Source organism: Pseudosporangium ferrugineum (assembly GCF_003002065.1).
In the GTDB taxonomy this organism is placed as follows: domain Bacteria; phylum Actinomycetota; class Actinomycetes; order Mycobacteriales; family Micromonosporaceae; genus Actinoplanes; species Actinoplanes ferrugineus_A.
In genome coordinates this window covers 108,674-122,501 of record NZ_PVZG01000017.1, presented here as the reverse complement: position 1 = coordinate 122,501, position 13,828 = coordinate 108,674, and the positions used below count along the sequence as shown (strand labels likewise).

The window sequence follows — 13,828 nt, the reverse complement described above, 5'->3', positions numbered from 1 at the left end:
TGCCCGGTCGGCGCAGCGGAGGCGAGCACACCCCCACCAGATGTTCCGATGCTAGAGGGCGACCTTCACGGCCGCGGTGAGGACGAGCTGGGCCAGGGCCACCGGGACGAGGACGAGCCAGCAGAGGCGCTGGAGCTGGTCCTCGCGCAGGCGGGGGTAGCTCACGCGGAGCCAGATGATCACGAAAGACACCGCGAAGACCTTGAGCAGGGTCCAGAGCCAGCCGAGGTGCTCGGCGGCCGGGCCGTGCCAGCCGCCGAGGAAGAGGACCGTGGTCAGGGCGGCGATGACGATGATGCCGACGTACTCGGCCAGGAGGAAGAAGGCGAAGCGGAGGCCGGTGTACTCGGTCATGTAGCCGAAGACCAGCTCGGAGTCGGCGATCGGCATGTCGAAGGGCGGGCGGCGGATCTCGGCCAGGCCGGAGACGAAGAACACCAGCGCGGCCGGCGCCTGCCAGAGCAGCCACCACGGCGACCAGGCCTCGACGATGCCGGGCAGGCTCAGCGTGCCCGCGGCCATGGCGACGCTCGCCGCGGCGAGGACCAGCGGGAGCTCGTAGCCGAGCAGCTGGGCGGCGCCGCGCAGGCCGCCGAGCAGGCTGTACTTGTTCGCGGACGCCCAGGCCGACATCAGCACGGCGACGACGCCGATGCCGAGCACGGCGAGGACGAAGAACAGGCCGACGTCGAGCGGCTGGGCGACCAGGCCGCCGGGTCCGAGCGGGATCGCCAGGAGCACGATCAGGTACGGGAAGAGCGCCACGACCGGCGCCAGCTGGAACACCCGGCGGTCGGCGTCCCGCGGGGTGATGTCCTCCTTCTGCACGAACTTCACGCCGTCGGCGACGAGTTGCGCCCAGCCGTGGAAGGCGCCGGCATACATGGGTCCGAGCCGGCCCTGCATGTGCGCCATGACCTTGTGCTCGGCCTGGCCGACGAGCAGCGGCAGGACGAGGAAGGCGGCAACGACCGCGACGACCCGGACGAGCAGGTCGAGCCAGAGCGGCATCAGCTCTCCCCCTCGGCGGCGGGCGTCTCGGCGGCGGGGCTCTCGGCGGCGGGGTCGGCCGGCGTGGCGGGCCGCTCGACGGCTCGGGCCGGGCGGTCACTCGGTGCCGGACGGGCTGGGCGGTCACCCGGTGCCGGGCGGTCGCCGGGTGTCGGGCGGGCCGGGCGGTCGCCGGGTGCGGGGCGGGCCGGGCGGTCGCCGGGTGCCGGGCGGGCTGCGCGGGCCGGGCGGGCGGGGGTTTCCGGTGGGGGGACCTTGCCCTTCAGCGGGCCCCACTCGTTCGGGTCCGGGACGCCCGGCGGCCGCATCGGGGCTCGCTTGGCCGTGCCGGCCTCGGACTCCCCCGGCTCCTTGGCGCCGGGCCAGGCCTTCGCGACCCGCGAGGCCAGCACGAACTCCTTACGCAGCGGGTGGCCCTCGAAGCCCGGCGGCAGCAGCAGCGGCTCGAGGCCGGGGTGGCGGTCGAAGCCGATGCCGAACATCTCGTGCGTCTCGCGCTCGTGCCAGGCCGCGCCGGGGAAGAGGTCGACGACCGACTCCACGACCGCGTTGTCGCGCGGCACGCGGGCCCGGATCAGCAGGCCGTGCCGGCGGCGGGTGGACCACAGGTGCGCCACCACGGTGAAGCCGTCGGCGAGCTCGTCGACCGCAGACAGCCAGTCGAAGAAGTCGCAGCCCAGCACGCCCGGGTCGCGGGCCGCGCCGAGCGCCGTCCACCAGAGGGCGGCGGGCACGTCGATGACCGCGCGCGCATGGCCCTCGCCGCCGCCGGACACCGTGGCGGTGAGGTCGGCGGGGTTCACGGTCGCGTCGGCCGTCAGCAGCGCGACCATCCGCTCACCGACCTCTTCGGGCGTCATGCCGCCATCCTATGATCCGGCTTCGTTCACTCCAGGCCGGGCAGGCGGCCGTTGCGGAACAGGTCGACGAAGTCCTGGTGGTCCTCGCGGGCCTGGTCGCCGTACGCGTGGGCGAAGTCGACCAGGAGCCCCACGAAGCCGGCCTCGTCCCTGTCGACCTCGGCCACGATGGCCTCCTCGGTGGAGAAGTCGACCAGGTCGTGGCTGGATTCGTCGTCGGCGACGGAATGCATGCGGGCCACCGCGCGGCCCAGGTCAGCGAGGACGCCGGTGAGCTCGCCCGGCTCGTTGACGTCGGACCAGTCGAGGTCGGCGGCGTACGGCGACACCTCCGCGACCAGCTGGCCGACGCCGTTGAGTTCGGTGTAGCCCAGCCACGGGTCGGCGTGCGCCTGGAGGGCCCGCTGCGACTCCGCGGTGCGGTGGCCCTGGTGCAGGAAGTAGCCGCGCACCCGCTCGTCGTCGATCCAGCGTGCGACGGCGGGCACCTGCGCCTGCTTCATGTAGATGATGACGTCGTTCTCCAGCGCCTGGGTGTGCCCCTCGAGCAGGAGGTTGTACGACGGCAGCCCGGCCGACCCGATGCCGACGCCCTTGCGCAGCTTGATGTCCTTGATGGTGGTGGAGATGCCCTCGCCGTGCGACGGCAGGGTGTGCAGGTATTCCTTGAACGCGGCGGTGACCGTGGCGGCGGTCGCCTCGTCGACGTCGTACACGCCGTCGCCGATCGAGAAGCGGCGCTCGTAGTCGTCGATCGTGGTCTGCCCGGCGAGCAGGTCGACGCGGGTGTTGAGGCGGGCCTCCTGGAGCACCCGGCGCAGCACGCCGTCGGCGTTGTCGAGGGTGATGGAGCCGATCGCGTCGTCGCCGCCGTGAGCGATGGCCCGCAGCTCGGTCAGGTACGCCTCCGCGAACGTCCGGACCAGCGACGTGATCACGGTGTCGGAGAGCGCCTTGCTGTAGCCGATCAGGGCGACGCTGGCGCAGAAGCGCTTGAGGTCCCAGATGAACGGGCCGACGTACGCCTCGTCGAAGTCGTTGACGTTGAAGACCAGCTGCCCGGAGGAGTTCATGTACGTGCCGAAGTTCTCGGCGTGCAGGTCGCCGTGGATCCACACCCGGCTGGTGTGCTCGTCGAGGAACCGGTCGTCGGCGTACGCGCCGGTCATGTCGGCGTAGAAGAGCGAGGCGCTGCCCCGGTAGAACGCGAACGGCGAGGCGGCCATCTTCCGGAACTTGCGGCGGAACGCTGCCGGATCGATCGCCATCAACTCGCCGAATTCCCTGGTCAGGACGTCGATGATGAGGTCCGGACGCGCTTGATCAGCCATGCCCGCAGCGTAGCCCCGCGAGTCGATAGCTGTATGTCACACAGACGACGCGTCAGGCGGGCGGGCGCACCATCGGAGCGGTCAGCGACGCCGCGTCGCGGGACCCGGCGGAGGCGTCCGGCGGGCCCGGCACCAGCGTGTCGGCGGACCGCAGCGGGTCGGGGCGTGGCACCCCGCCCGGCCCGGACTGCTCGGCCGCGATCTTCTGCTGGAGCTGGAGGATGCCGTGCAGCAGCGCCTCCGGCCGCGGCGGGCAGCCGGGCACGTACACGTCGACCGGGATCAGCTGGTCGACGCCCTTGGTCACCGAGTACGAGTCCCAGTAGGGCCCGCCGCAGTTGGAGCACGAGCCGAACGAGATCACGTACTTGGGCTCGGGCATCTGGTCGTAGAGCCGCTTGATCGCCGGGGCCATCTTGTCGGTGACCGTGCCGGAGACCACCATGAGGTCGGCCTGGCGGGGGCCGTGCGCGAACGGGATCACGCCCATCCGCATGAAGTCGTGCCGGCTCATGCTGGTGGCGATGAACTCGATCGCGCAGCAGGCCAGGCCGAAGTTGAAGACCCACAACGAGTAGCGGCGCCCCCAGTTCAGCACGAACTTGATGGGCTCACCGAGCACTCCTGGCAGACCGGCCACGCCGCCCAACCTACCCCTTACCAGGCGGGGCGCTGGAGCAGGCTCAGGAAGCCGGCGAGCAGCGCCTCCCGCAGCGCCGGCGGGGCCGCGTCGAGCAGGGAGTTCACCGCCGCCATCGGCCCGGTGGCGCCGTCGCCGAGGCCGAGGCCGGCCGCGAGCCCCTCGATCAGCTCGGGCGTGACCTGCTCGGGGGTGAGCGCGCCGGCCGCCCGCGCCAGTTCGGGCGGAAGGGGGACGGGACCGCGGGCCCGGGTGGCCGCGACGGCTTCGGCGAGGCCGGGCGCGAACTCGGCGGCGGTCCCGCTCACCGCGGCGGTCACGGTCAGGTGCAGGGTCGGGGGGAGTTTCCCGTACGCGAGTTGAGGCTGGGTGTGCCAGCCGCGCGCGGCCAGTTCGTCGGCGAGCACGAACGGGTCGACGTCCGGCTCGGTGGCGAGGCAGACCACGGTGGTCTCGGGCGGGGCGAAGAGGCGTACGCCGGCGGTCGCCTGCACCGCCGCGGCCAGGACGCCGACCGCGTCCCGGGTCTTCGCGGCCAGCGCCAGGTAACCGTCGTCGCCGATGTGCCGCAGCGTCGCCAGGGCCGCCGCGATCGGGCCGCCGGACCGGGTGGACGAGACCACCGGGTTGACCATCGTGTAGCCGGGCCAGTCCGCGTACGCGAAGAACTGCGGCAGGCGCAGGGACGCGTCGCGGTGCAGCAGGACCGAGACGCCCTTGGGCGCGTAGGCGTACTTGTGCAGGTCGACCGAGATGCTCGTGACCCCGGGCACGTCGAAGCCGAACGGCGGCAGGTCCGCGCCGAGCCGGCGCAGGTAGGGCAGCACCCAGCCGCCGAAGCACGCGTCGACGTGGAAGCGCACGCCGCGTTCGGCGGCGAGCGCGGCGAGTTCCGGGATCGGGTCGACGACGCCGTGCGCGTAGGAGGGGGCCGACCCGGCCACCAGCACCGTGTCCGGCCCGATCCGCTCGGCGGTCGCCGCGACGTCCGCCCGCAGGTCGTCGCCGGCCGGGACGACGTCCAGCCCCACCCGCAGGTAGTGCGCGGCCTTGGCGAACGCGGCGTGGGCCGTCGAGGGCACGACGATGCGCGGGGCGTCGGTGGTCGCGGCGTCCCGGGCCGCCTTGACGGCCAGCAGCAGCGACTCGGTGCCGCCGCTGGTCACGCTGCCGGCCATCGCGGGCGCGGCCGTGCCGGGTCCCGCGCCGAGCAGCCGCCCGGCGGCGGCCACCAGGGCGTTCTCCATGGCGAGCAGGGACGGGAAGGCGGTCGGGTCCAGGCCGTTGACGTGCGCCGAGATCGCGTACGCGGCCCGCGCCAGCTCGTCGAGGCCGGCGATGTCCGGGTCGTAGACGTACGCGAAGAGCCGCCCGCCGTGGGTGGGCAGGTCCGCCTCCCGCAGCCCGCGCAGCTCGGCGAGCACCCGCTCCGCCGGTACGCCCTCGGCCGGCAATCCCTCGATCATGAGTCCTCGTATCGCCGTAGGAGCAGGACAGCCGCCGCCACGAGCAGCGCCGGGACGAGCGTGAAGCCGAGCAGGACGCCGAGCCGGGCCGTCGGGTCCTGGGCCGCGGCCTCGCCTGTGGACGACGAGACGTAGCCGAACAGCTGTAGGAGCAGGGCGTATATACCGGGGCCGATAGCAAGACCGAGCGTTTCGCCGGCTGTCCACAGGCCGGTGAAGACGCCCGCCTGGCGACGGCCGGTTCTGGCAGTGTCGTGGTCGATGCAGTCCGGGAGCATCGCCATCGCGAAGACCTGCTGCCCGGCGTATCCGCAGCCGATCACGGCGACGAGCAGGTAGGTGGCGACCGGCGGCAGCACCCCGGCGGCGAGCAGGGCGAGGGCGCCGGCGGCGAAGAGGAGGGAGGCAACGATGAGGGCTCGGAGTTTGCCGAGACGGGCACCGACGCGGGTCCACAGCGGCATCACGAGCAGGGCGGGGCCGACGAACGCGGCGAAGAGGAAGGTCGCCCCGGATCTCTGCGCGATGACGTGGTCGGCGAAGTACTGCACGCCCGCGAGCATCGTGCCGATGCCGGCGGCCTGGACCACCCAGCAGGCCAGCAGACCACGGAACGGCACATTCGATGCCGCTGTTCGTAGCTGGGTGCGCAAGCTGGGTTCGGATTCCGGTGCGACACGGGCGCTTGCTGTGCGCGTACCGGAGAAGGCACCCAGGGTGCCCACGACGATGAGGGCGCCGACGAACGCGCCGGCCCATCGGTGGCCGGCCAGGCCGCCGCCGCCGAGGTCGACGACCAGCGGGGCCAGCGCGCCGGAGACCAGGATGGCGAGGGCCAGCACGGCCACCCGCCAGGTCATCAGGCGGGTGCGTTCGGCGTATCCGCCGGTCAGCTCCGCGGGCATCGCCACGTAGGGCACCTGGAAGAAGGCGAAGGCGGTGGCCGCGGCGAGGAAGGCGACGGCGACGTAGGCGCCGGCCGGGCCGCCGGTGCCCACCGGGCCCGCGAAGATCGCCGCGAACAGCACCGCGAGCAACAGGCCGGCGCCGAGCAGGAAGGGCCGCCGGTGGCCGCTGCGGTCCGAGATCCGGCCGGCGACCGGGTTGACGAGCACGTCCCAGGCCTTGGGAAGGAGCACGAGCAGTCCCGCCACGCCGGCGGCCACGCCGAGGGTGTCCGTGAGGTAGGGCAGCAGGAGCAGGCCGGGCACCGTGCCGAAGGGGCCCGTGACCAGCGAGCCGAGGGCATAACCGGCCAGCGTGCGGCGCGGCAGGGGCGTGCCCTGCCGTACGTCGCGGGAGGGACCGGCGCTCGTCATGGACGCGGATCGTAACCACGGGCGGGCCGGTACGCCTACGCTTCGCCGAATGGAGAATTCCCCACGGGCGGGGCGGGTCGCGGCCGGGGTCGCGGCCAGCCATCCGGCGACCGCCGAGGCCGGGCTGCGGATCCTGCGGGCCGGGGGCTCGGCGGCCGACGCCGCGGTCGCCGCGGTGCTGGCCACCTGCGTCGCCGAGACCGTCTACACCGGACTCGGCGGCGGCGGCTTCGCCACGTACTTCGACGCCGCCTCGGGCGAGGTGACCTGCCTGGACTTCTTCGTCTCGGTGCCGGGCACGGACGGCGACCGGCGGGCGGGGCCGATGACGGCGGTGGACGTGTTCTTCGGCGGGGTGCCGCAGGTCTACTCGATCGGCGGGGCCAGCGTCGCGGTGCCGGGCGTGCCGGCCGGCTGCGGCGAGGTGCACCGGCGCTGGGGACGGCTGCCGTGGGAGGCGCTCGTGGCGCCGGCGTACGAGCTGGCCGTCACCGGCGTCGCCCTGCCGGAGGCGCACGCCCGCACGCTCGAGGCCTGCGCGCCCGCGCTCGCGCCCGGGGACGGCGCCGCGATCTACGCGCCGGGCGGACGGCTGCTGCGCGGCGGCGACCGGCTCTTCCACCCCGGGCTGGCCAGCGCGCTCGAGGCGCTCGCCGCCGACGGCCCGGCGCTGTTCTACACGGGCGCGTACGCGTCGCTGCTGGTGGAGACCGTGCGCGCGGCGGGCGGCGCGCTCGGCCCGATGGATCTCGCGGCGTACCGGGTGATCGAGACGCCGGTGGACCACGCGCGGCTGGGGCCGTACCGGGTCCGCGCCCGGCACGACCTGAACCGGACGGTGGACACGATCGCCGCGCTGCCTCCGGGCCTGGCCGACCTGCCCCGCCCGGCGCGGGCCGTCGCCGTGGCGGCGGCGCTGCGGGACCGGGGACGGCAGAAGATCGGCGACACCACCCACATCTCGGTGGTCGACCCCGACGGCAACGCCTGCGTGATCACCACGACGATGGGTCTCGGCGCGGCGGTGTGGCTGCCGGGGCTCGGCGTCAACCTCAACTCCATGCTCGGCGAGGGCGAGCTGATCACCGACGACCTCGCGCCCGGGCGCCGGATGTCGTCGAACATGTGCCCGCTGGTCGTGATCGACGAGTCCGGCGCGCTGGCCGTGGCGGCGGGCTCGGCCGGGGCGTCGCGGATCCGCACCGCGCTGGTGGACACGCTGATCGGCGTGCTGATCGACGGGCTCGACATGCCGTCGGCCATCGCGCGGCCCCGCTTCCACGTGGTCGACGACACCGTGCACGCCGAGCCGGGCTGCCCGCGCGACGAGCTGGACGCCCTGGTCGAGGCCGGCTGGCAGCTGCGCGAGTGGCCGGAGATCAACCACTATTTCGGCGGTGTCACGGCCGTCGGGGTGGGCGGCGCGGCCGGCGACCCGCGCCGGGACGGTGTCGGCCTGCTGCTCTGAGCCAGCTCGCGCAGGGCGGCGTCGAGGCCGGCCGGGGTCAGCCCGAAGGTGCTCGCCGTCTCGTGCGAGTCGAGCAGGAACGGCCCGTAGAACTGGTAGTCCATCTCGGCCAGTTCGCGGGCCATCGGCACGGCCAGGCCGGCCGTACGCATCACCCAGCGGGGCAGCCGGCGCAGCCTCGGCGCGGGGCTGCCGGTCAGGGCGGCGTAGCGGGCGGCCAGCTCGCGGACGCTGACGGCGGGCGACGACGGCACGTGCCACGCCCGTCCCCACGCGCGCTCGTCGCGGGCCAGGGTGACCAGCGTGCGGGCCATGTCCCCGACGTACGTCCAGGTGTGCGGCGCGTCCGGGTCACCGGGCAGCCAGGCGGTGCGGCCCCGGACGATCGCGGGCAGGAGCACCGCGGAGAAGATGCCGTCCGCGCCCGCGCCGACGTAGTCCGACCCGCGCGCCTCGAACGTCCGGATCCCGCCGGCGAGCGCGTCCTGCCACATGGCGATCCGGACCCGCCCCTTGCGTCCGGTCGCGGCGAGGGGTGTCAGCTCGCTCATCCGGCCGCCGGGCCGCGGCCCGTACCCGTAGAGGTTGCCGGTGATGGCGAGCACCGCGTCGTTCTCCCGCGCCGCCCGGATCATCGCGGCGGAGACCGGCGGCCACAGCTCCGGCCATCTCGTGTACGCCATGTTCGCGCAGTTGTAGAGCACCGCCGCGCCACGGGTGAGCTCGCTGAGCCGGTCGGCGTCGGCGGCGTCGGCGGCGACCCGTTCGATTCGCGGATGCTCCGGTCCCGAGCCGCTGCGGGTGACCACGCGGACGCTCTCGCCCGCCTCGGCGAGCAGGCGCGCCACCGCCGCACCGACCGGTCCGGCCCCGACGACCACGGAAGTCGACATGATGTTCTCCTTTGTGAGCAGTGCTCTCAGCTTCCGCCGGCGCTCACGCGAGTGTCAAGAGCAGTGCTCTCGATATGGCACACTGGTCGCATGACTGCCGCCTCGCTCCGCGCCCGGCTCCGCGCCGAGCTGACCGACGAGATCAAGGCGACCGCTCGGCGGCACCTGGCCACGGACGGCGCGAACCTGTCGCTGCGCGCGGTCGCCCGCGATCTCGGCATGGCCTCCTCGGCCGTCTACCGGTACTTCGCGAGCCGGGACGAGCTGCTCACGGCGCTGATCATCGACGCGTACGACGCCCTGGGTTCGGCCGCGGAGGCGGGCGCCGGCGAGGGGACGTACGAGGAGCGGTGGCTCGGCGTGTGTCACGCCGTGCGCGACTGGGCGCTCGCCAACCCGTACGAATGGGCCCTGATCTACGGCAGTCCGGTCCCCGGCTACCGCGCGCCGGGCGACACGGTCGGCCCCGCGATCCGGGCCGTCCTCGCGCTGGGCCGGATCGTGCGGGACGCCGCCGACGCCGGCCGGGTCGACGTCGGCGAGCCCATTCCCGGCCGCCTCGGCGAGGAGCTGGCCGGGGTCGCCGAACGGGCCGCCCCCGGCGCTCCCCCGCAGCTGGTGGCCCGCAGCATGGCGGGCTGGATCCACCTCAACGGCGCGGTCAGCGCCGAGCTCTTCGGCCAGCTCGACAACACGATCGGCGAACGCCGCGAGTTCTTCGAGTTCCAGATGCGCGGCGCGCTCTCCTGGATCGGCTTCCGCTAGGCCTTGCGGGCGTGCAGGAGGTGCCCGCCGGGGGTGTCCTTCGGCACGCCGGGCCGCCCGAAGTACCGCTCGGCGAGCTCCGCCGGCCCGAGGTCCTCGATCTCGCCGAACCCGCGCTCCCGCAGCAGCGCCGCCAGCTCGTCCGGCTGGAACGACGACCGCCACGGCTCACCCACCCGCGCCGCGCGGGCCGCCCTCGCCTCCAGGGCCGTCCGCCGTTCCCGGGACATCGACGCGGTCGGCATCGCGTAGTCGAACACCACCTCGCTGACGCCGCCCAGCGTCTCCTCGAACGCCCCACGGGTCAGGTACGGCACCACGCCGAGCCACATGACGAACGCCCCCGGGCCGGCCACGAAGGTGTCCTTCTCGAGGTCGACCGGCACGTACGTCACCGTCGGCGGCACCTCGATCCCCGCCTCGCGCAGCCGCCGGCGCTTCCATGCCTGGGTGTCCGGGTGGTCCACCTCGACCACCTCCAGCCCCGGGTACGGGTTCCGGTACGCGAACGTGTCCAGCCCGGCGCCGAGGATCACCACCCGGCGGGCGCCACGGACGACCGCCGCGGCCAGCGCGTCCTCGGCGAAGCGGGACCGGGCGGCGATGAACAGCCGCTGACCCCGCCGGCCCGGCTCCTCCCCGGTCTCCGGCTCCTCGCCCACGATCCGTACGGCCAGCGGATCCGCGAAGATCGCCCCGCCGTCCAGCACCTGATGCGCCGCTCGGTAACGCGCCGCGCTGTACGCCGTGCGGCTCGGCCGTCCCGTCTTCATCACGGCATCCAGGCCGCGCGGGCCATGTCCACGCGATCGCCCTTGAGCGGCACTCCCTCGCTCAGCAGGCGCTGCCGGGCCTCCTGCTCGTGCCCCGGCGGCGTACGCCCGGAGCTGTTCACCACCCGGTGCCACGGGACGCCGCCGCCGTGCCGGGCCATGATCGTGCCCACCTGGCGCGGCGAGTTGCGGCCGGACCGGTCGGCGAGGGCGTCCGCCACCGCGCCGTAGGACATGACCCGGCCCTGCGGGATGCTCTCCACGAGGCGCAGGACCTCTTCCACGTACTCCTGTGGTGTCACCGGCGCCACGATATGGGATCCGCGCCCGGCCGGGCAGGCCCCGGCGAGCAGAATGGTGCAGGTGCGCGAAGAGGTGACCGGTGCCCGCCGGGTCGTCGTCAAGGTGGGCTCGTCCTCCCTGACCACGGCCGTCGGCGGCATCGACGAGCAGCGCGTCGATGCCCTGGTCGACGTGCTCGGCGGGCTGGCCGCCCGGGGCCGGGAGGTCGTCCTGGTCTCCAGCGGCGCGATCGCTGCCGGCCTGGCCCCGCTGCACCTGCGCCGGCGACCGCGCGACCTGGCCACCCAGCAGGCCGCGGCCTCGGTGGGTCAGGGCCTGCTGATCGGCCGGTACGCGGCCGGCTTCGCACGCCACGGGCTGACCGTGGGACAGGTGCTGCTCACCGTCGACGACGTGACCCGGCGGGCGCACTACCGCAACGCGTACCGGACCCTGCGCAAGCTGCTCGACCTCGGCGCGCTGCCGATCGTCAACGAGAACGACACCGTCGCCACCGAGGAGATCCGCTTCGGCGACAACGACCGGCTCGCCGCCCTGGTCGCCGCGCTCGTCCAGGCGGACCTGCTGGTGCTGCTCTCGGACGTGGACGCGCTCTACACGGGCGATCCGGCGGATCCGGCCTCCCGGCGAGTCACCACCGTACGCGGCGACGCCGACCTGGCCGGCCTCACGATCGGCGCCGCGGGCCGGGCCGGCGTCGGCACCGGCGGCATGGTCACCAAGGTGGAGGCGGCCCGGATCGCCACCGGCTTCGGCATCCCGGTCGTGCTGACCGCGGCGCCGATGGCCGGTGCGGCGCTGGCCGGCGACGAGGCCGGCACGCTGTTCCACGCGGCCGCGAGCAGGCCCACCGCCCGGCTGTTCTGGCTGGCGCACGCCACCTCGCCGCGCGGCCGGCTGCACCTCGACCCGGGCGCGGTCGCCGCGGTGGTCGCGCGCCGCAAGTCGCTGCTGCCCGCGGGCATCACCGCCGTGGACGGCTCGTTCGCGGCCGGCGATCCGGTCGACCTGGTCGACGCGACCTCCGGCGCGCCGGTCGCCCGCGGCCTGGTGAACTACGACGCCGTCGAACTTCCCGCCCTGCTCGGCCGGTCCACACCGGAGCTGGCGGCGGCCCTCGGGCCAGGATATGAACGAGAGGTCGTGCACCGCGACGACCTGGTCCTCCTCCGAACCTCCCAGGAGTCAACATGACCGTGCATCAGCAGGCCGCCGAGGCCCGGGTCGCCGCCATCGAGCTCGCCGCCGCCACCAGGGCGGAGAAGGACGCCGCGCTGCTGCTCATGGCCGAGCGGCTGGTCGAGCGGACCGACGACATCGTCGCCGCGAACGCCGTCGACACCGGCAACGCGCGCGACGGCGGGCAGCCGGAGTCGATGATCGACCGGCTCACCCTCACCCCGGAGCGGGTCGCGGCGATGGCCGACGGGCTGCGCCAACTGGCCGCCCTGCCCGACCCGGTCGGCGACGTCGTCCGCGGCTCCACCCTGGCCAACGGCCTCGAGCTGCGCCAGGTCCGGGTGCCGTTCGGCGTGGTCGGCATCGTCTACGAGGGCCGCCCCAACGTGACCGCGGACGCGGCCGGCATCTGCCTGAAGTCCGGCAACGCCGCCCTGCTGCGCGGCTCCGGCTCGGCGATGAGCTCGAACGCGGCCATCGTCTCGGTGCTGCGCAAAGCGATCGCGGATTCCGGCCTGCCGGCCAACGCGGTGCAGCTGCTCGACGCGTCGACCCGCGACTCCGTGAAGGAGCTGATGCGCGCCCGCGGCCTGGTCGACGTGCTGATCCCGCGGGGCGGCGCGTCGCTGATCAAGACGGTGGTCGAGGAGTCCACGGTCCCGGTGATCGAGACCGGGGTGGGCAACTGCCACGTGTACGTGGACGAGGCGGCCGACCTGGAGAAGGCCCTCGGCGTGGTGCTCAACTCCAAGACCCAGCGCCTGTCGACCTGCAACACGGCCGAGTCGCTGCTGGTCCACTCGGCCCTCTCCGAGTCGTTCCTGCCGCTGGTCATCGAGGAGCTGATCAACGCCGGCGTGACGATCCACGGCGACCCGCGGGCGGCGGCCTTCGACGGTGTGGTCCCGGCCACGGCCGAGGACTGGGGCAAGGAGTACCTGTCGGCGGACATCTCGCTCGCGGTGGTGGACTCCCTCGACGACGCCCTCGACCACATCCGCCGCTTCGGCACCGGCCACACCGAGGCCATCGTCAGCGAGAGCACGACGGCGGTCCGCCGCTTCGCCGCCCGCGTCGACGCGGCCGCCGTCATGATCAACGCTTCGACCCGCTTCACCGACGGCGGCGAGTTCGGCTTCGGCGCGGAGATCGGCATCAGCACCCAGAAGCTGCACGCCCGCGGCCCGATGGGCCTGCCCGAGCTGACCTCGACCAAGTACATCGTCACGGGCAACGGCCACACCCGCTGAGGCGAGCGGGCGCCGCCCGGGCCACCGGCTGCGAAAGGGCCTACACCGGGGTCAGGCGGAAGATGCGGATCTCGCGGGTCCCGGCTCGTTTCGCGTACGAGGCGTAGCCGGGCCAGATCCGCTGCACCATGCCCCACAGCCGGTCCCGTTCGTCGCCCTCCGCCAGGGCGGCGTGGACGTCGAGCTCCCGGCCGCCCAGGGTGATCCGGGCGGCCGGGCGCGCCAGCAGGTTCGCCGACCAGGCCGGGTGGTGCGCCTGGCCCCAGTTGGAGCCGACGACCACGTAGCCGTCGCCGTCGACGGCGTAGAGCAGCGGCTGGGTGCGCGGCAGGCCCGACCGGCGGCCGGTCGTGGTGATCAGCAGCGTGGGCAGCTGGTGCCGGCCGATCACCGACCAGCGGCCGTCGGTGAGCCGGTACAGGCGGCGGTCCACGCCGGCGAGGTGGCGGCCCAGGGCGGCAAACCAGCGCTGGGAGCCGAGGCGGCGCAGCAGGGCGGTGTAACGCGACATCCGCTCAGTATCGCCCGGCCGCTCACCCCTCCATCGGGCGAGCGGCCGCGCAAGACGAA

Annotated in this window: 13 protein-coding genes and 1 pseudogene; 4 read left to right on the top strand and 10 right to left on the bottom strand. The window is 74.0% G+C overall.

What is annotated here, in order from left to right:
- Positions 1-51: 51 nt before the first annotated feature.
- The 6 genes and pseudogenes from CLV70_RS29990 to CLV70_RS29965 all read right to left on the bottom strand — a co-directional run bounded on the left by CLV70_RS29990 (position 52) and on the right by CLV70_RS29965 (position 6,627).
- Positions 52-1,011 carry a complex I subunit 1/NuoH family protein gene (locus CLV70_RS29990; protein WP_106129968.1) on the bottom strand — a complete coding sequence of 320 codons (960 nt, stop codon included), beginning with the start codon at positions 1,009-1,011 and terminating at the stop codon, positions 52-54.
- Positions 1,012-1,277: 266 nt separating this feature from the next.
- A pseudogene (locus CLV70_RS29985) lies at positions 1,278-1,871 on the bottom strand (NADH-quinone oxidoreductase subunit C); the annotation flags it as partial.
- A 26-nt stretch (positions 1,872-1,897) separates the two neighbouring features.
- Positions 1,898-3,202 carry a DUF2252 domain-containing protein gene (locus CLV70_RS29980; protein ID WP_106129966.1) on the bottom strand — a complete coding sequence of 435 codons (1,305 nt, stop codon included), beginning with the start codon at positions 3,200-3,202 and terminating at the stop codon, positions 1,898-1,900.
- Positions 3,203-3,254: 52 nt separating this feature from the next.
- Positions 3,255-3,842, bottom strand: a complete 588-nt coding sequence (locus CLV70_RS29975; RefSeq protein ID WP_211303937.1) for an NADH-quinone oxidoreductase subunit B — start codon at positions 3,840-3,842, stop codon at positions 3,255-3,257.
- A 17-nt stretch (positions 3,843-3,859) separates the two neighbouring features.
- Positions 3,860-5,308: a pyridoxal phosphate-dependent decarboxylase family protein gene (locus CLV70_RS29970; protein ID WP_106129965.1), complete on the bottom strand. Its 1,449-nt coding sequence runs from the start codon at positions 5,306-5,308 to the stop codon at positions 3,860-3,862.
- A complete protein-coding gene (locus CLV70_RS29965) occupies positions 5,305-6,627 on the bottom strand; it encodes an MFS transporter (RefSeq protein WP_106130005.1) in 1,323 nt (440 codons plus the stop codon). Before CLV70_RS29965 ends, CLV70_RS29970 begins: the two co-directional genes overlap by 4 nt.
- 49 nt (positions 6,628-6,676) lie before the next feature.
- Between CLV70_RS29965 and CLV70_RS29960 the strand changes: the two genes are divergently transcribed.
- Positions 6,677-8,095: a gamma-glutamyltransferase gene (locus CLV70_RS29960; RefSeq protein ID WP_106129964.1), complete on the top strand. Its 1,419-nt coding sequence runs from the start codon at positions 6,677-6,679 to the stop codon at positions 8,093-8,095.
- On the opposite strand, the gene CLV70_RS29955 is transcribed toward CLV70_RS29960, so the two are convergent.
- Positions 8,014-8,988: an FAD-dependent monooxygenase gene (locus CLV70_RS29955; protein ID WP_106129963.1), complete on the bottom strand. Its 975-nt coding sequence runs from the start codon at positions 8,986-8,988 to the stop codon at positions 8,014-8,016. The two genes, CLV70_RS29960 and CLV70_RS29955, sit on opposite strands and share 82 nt — an antisense overlap.
- Positions 8,989-9,078: 90 nt before the next feature.
- On the opposite strand from CLV70_RS29955, the gene CLV70_RS29950 reads away from it, so the two are divergent.
- Positions 9,079-9,753: a TetR/AcrR family transcriptional regulator gene (locus CLV70_RS29950; protein ID WP_106129962.1), complete on the top strand. Its 675-nt coding sequence runs from the start codon at positions 9,079-9,081 to the stop codon at positions 9,751-9,753.
- Here CLV70_RS29950 and CLV70_RS29945 read toward each other — a convergent pair.
- On the bottom strand, positions 9,750-10,526 hold the full coding sequence (locus CLV70_RS29945; protein WP_106129961.1) for a class I SAM-dependent methyltransferase: 777 nt from the start codon (positions 10,524-10,526) through the stop codon (positions 9,750-9,752). The genes CLV70_RS29950 and CLV70_RS29945 overlap by 4 nt on opposite strands.
- Positions 10,526-10,828, bottom strand: a complete 303-nt coding sequence (locus CLV70_RS29940) for an MGMT family protein (protein WP_106130003.1) — start codon at positions 10,826-10,828, stop codon at positions 10,526-10,528. Before CLV70_RS29940 ends, CLV70_RS29945 begins: the two co-directional genes overlap by 1 nt.
- Before the next feature lie 61 nt (positions 10,829-10,889).
- On the opposite strand from CLV70_RS29940, the gene proB reads away from it, so the two are divergent.
- Both proB and CLV70_RS29930 read left to right on the top strand, forming a co-directional pair.
- Positions 10,890-12,023: a glutamate 5-kinase gene (proB, locus tag CLV70_RS29935; RefSeq protein WP_211303936.1), complete on the top strand. Its 1,134-nt coding sequence runs from the start codon at positions 10,890-10,892 to the stop codon at positions 12,021-12,023.
- A complete protein-coding gene (locus tag CLV70_RS29930; RefSeq protein ID WP_106129959.1) occupies positions 12,020-13,258 on the top strand; it encodes a glutamate-5-semialdehyde dehydrogenase in 1,239 nt (412 codons plus the stop codon). The genes proB and CLV70_RS29930 overlap by 4 nt, the downstream gene beginning before the upstream one ends.
- Before the next feature lie 40 nt (positions 13,259-13,298).
- Here the strand turns inward: CLV70_RS29930 and CLV70_RS29925 are convergent, their stop codons facing one another.
- The gene (locus CLV70_RS29925) at positions 13,299-13,769 is read right to left on the bottom strand and encodes a nitroreductase/quinone reductase family protein (RefSeq protein ID WP_106129958.1); all 471 of its coding nucleotides are present in this window, start codon (positions 13,767-13,769) and stop codon (positions 13,299-13,301) included.
- Positions 13,770-13,828 lie beyond the last annotated feature (59 nt).

Excerpts from the sequence above, each read along its gene's own strand:
- CLV70_RS29965 (WP_106130005.1), bottom strand. The coding sequence starts at position 6,627 with ATGACGAGCGCCGGTCCCTCCCGCGACGTACGGCAGGGCACGCCCCTG.
- CLV70_RS29945 (WP_106129961.1), bottom strand. The coding sequence starts at position 10,526 with ATGAAGACGGGACGGCCGAGCCGCACGGCGTACAGCGCGGCGCGTTAC.
- CLV70_RS29960 (WP_106129964.1), top strand. The coding sequence starts at position 6,677 with ATGGAGAATTCCCCACGGGCGGGGCGGGTCGCGGCCGGGGTCGCGGCC.
- CLV70_RS29925 (WP_106129958.1), bottom strand. The coding sequence starts at position 13,769 with ATGTCGCGTTACACCGCCCTGCTGCGCCGCCTCGGCTCCCAGCGCTGG.
- CLV70_RS29930 (WP_106129959.1), top strand. The coding sequence starts at position 12,020 with ATGACCGTGCATCAGCAGGCCGCCGAGGCCCGGGTCGCCGCCATCGAG.
- CLV70_RS29950 (WP_106129962.1), top strand. The coding sequence starts at position 9,079 with ATGACTGCCGCCTCGCTCCGCGCCCGGCTCCGCGCCGAGCTGACCGAC.
- CLV70_RS29980 (WP_106129966.1), bottom strand. The coding sequence starts at position 3,202 with ATGGCTGATCAAGCGCGTCCGGACCTCATCATCGACGTCCTGACCAGG.
- CLV70_RS29955 (WP_106129963.1), bottom strand. The coding sequence starts at position 8,988 with ATGTCGACTTCCGTGGTCGTCGGGGCCGGACCGGTCGGTGCGGCGGTG.
- CLV70_RS29990 (WP_106129968.1), bottom strand. The coding sequence starts at position 1,011 with ATGCCGCTCTGGCTCGACCTGCTCGTCCGGGTCGTCGCGGTCGTTGCC.
- CLV70_RS29970 (WP_106129965.1), bottom strand. The coding sequence starts at position 5,308 with ATGATCGAGGGATTGCCGGCCGAGGGCGTACCGGCGGAGCGGGTGCTC.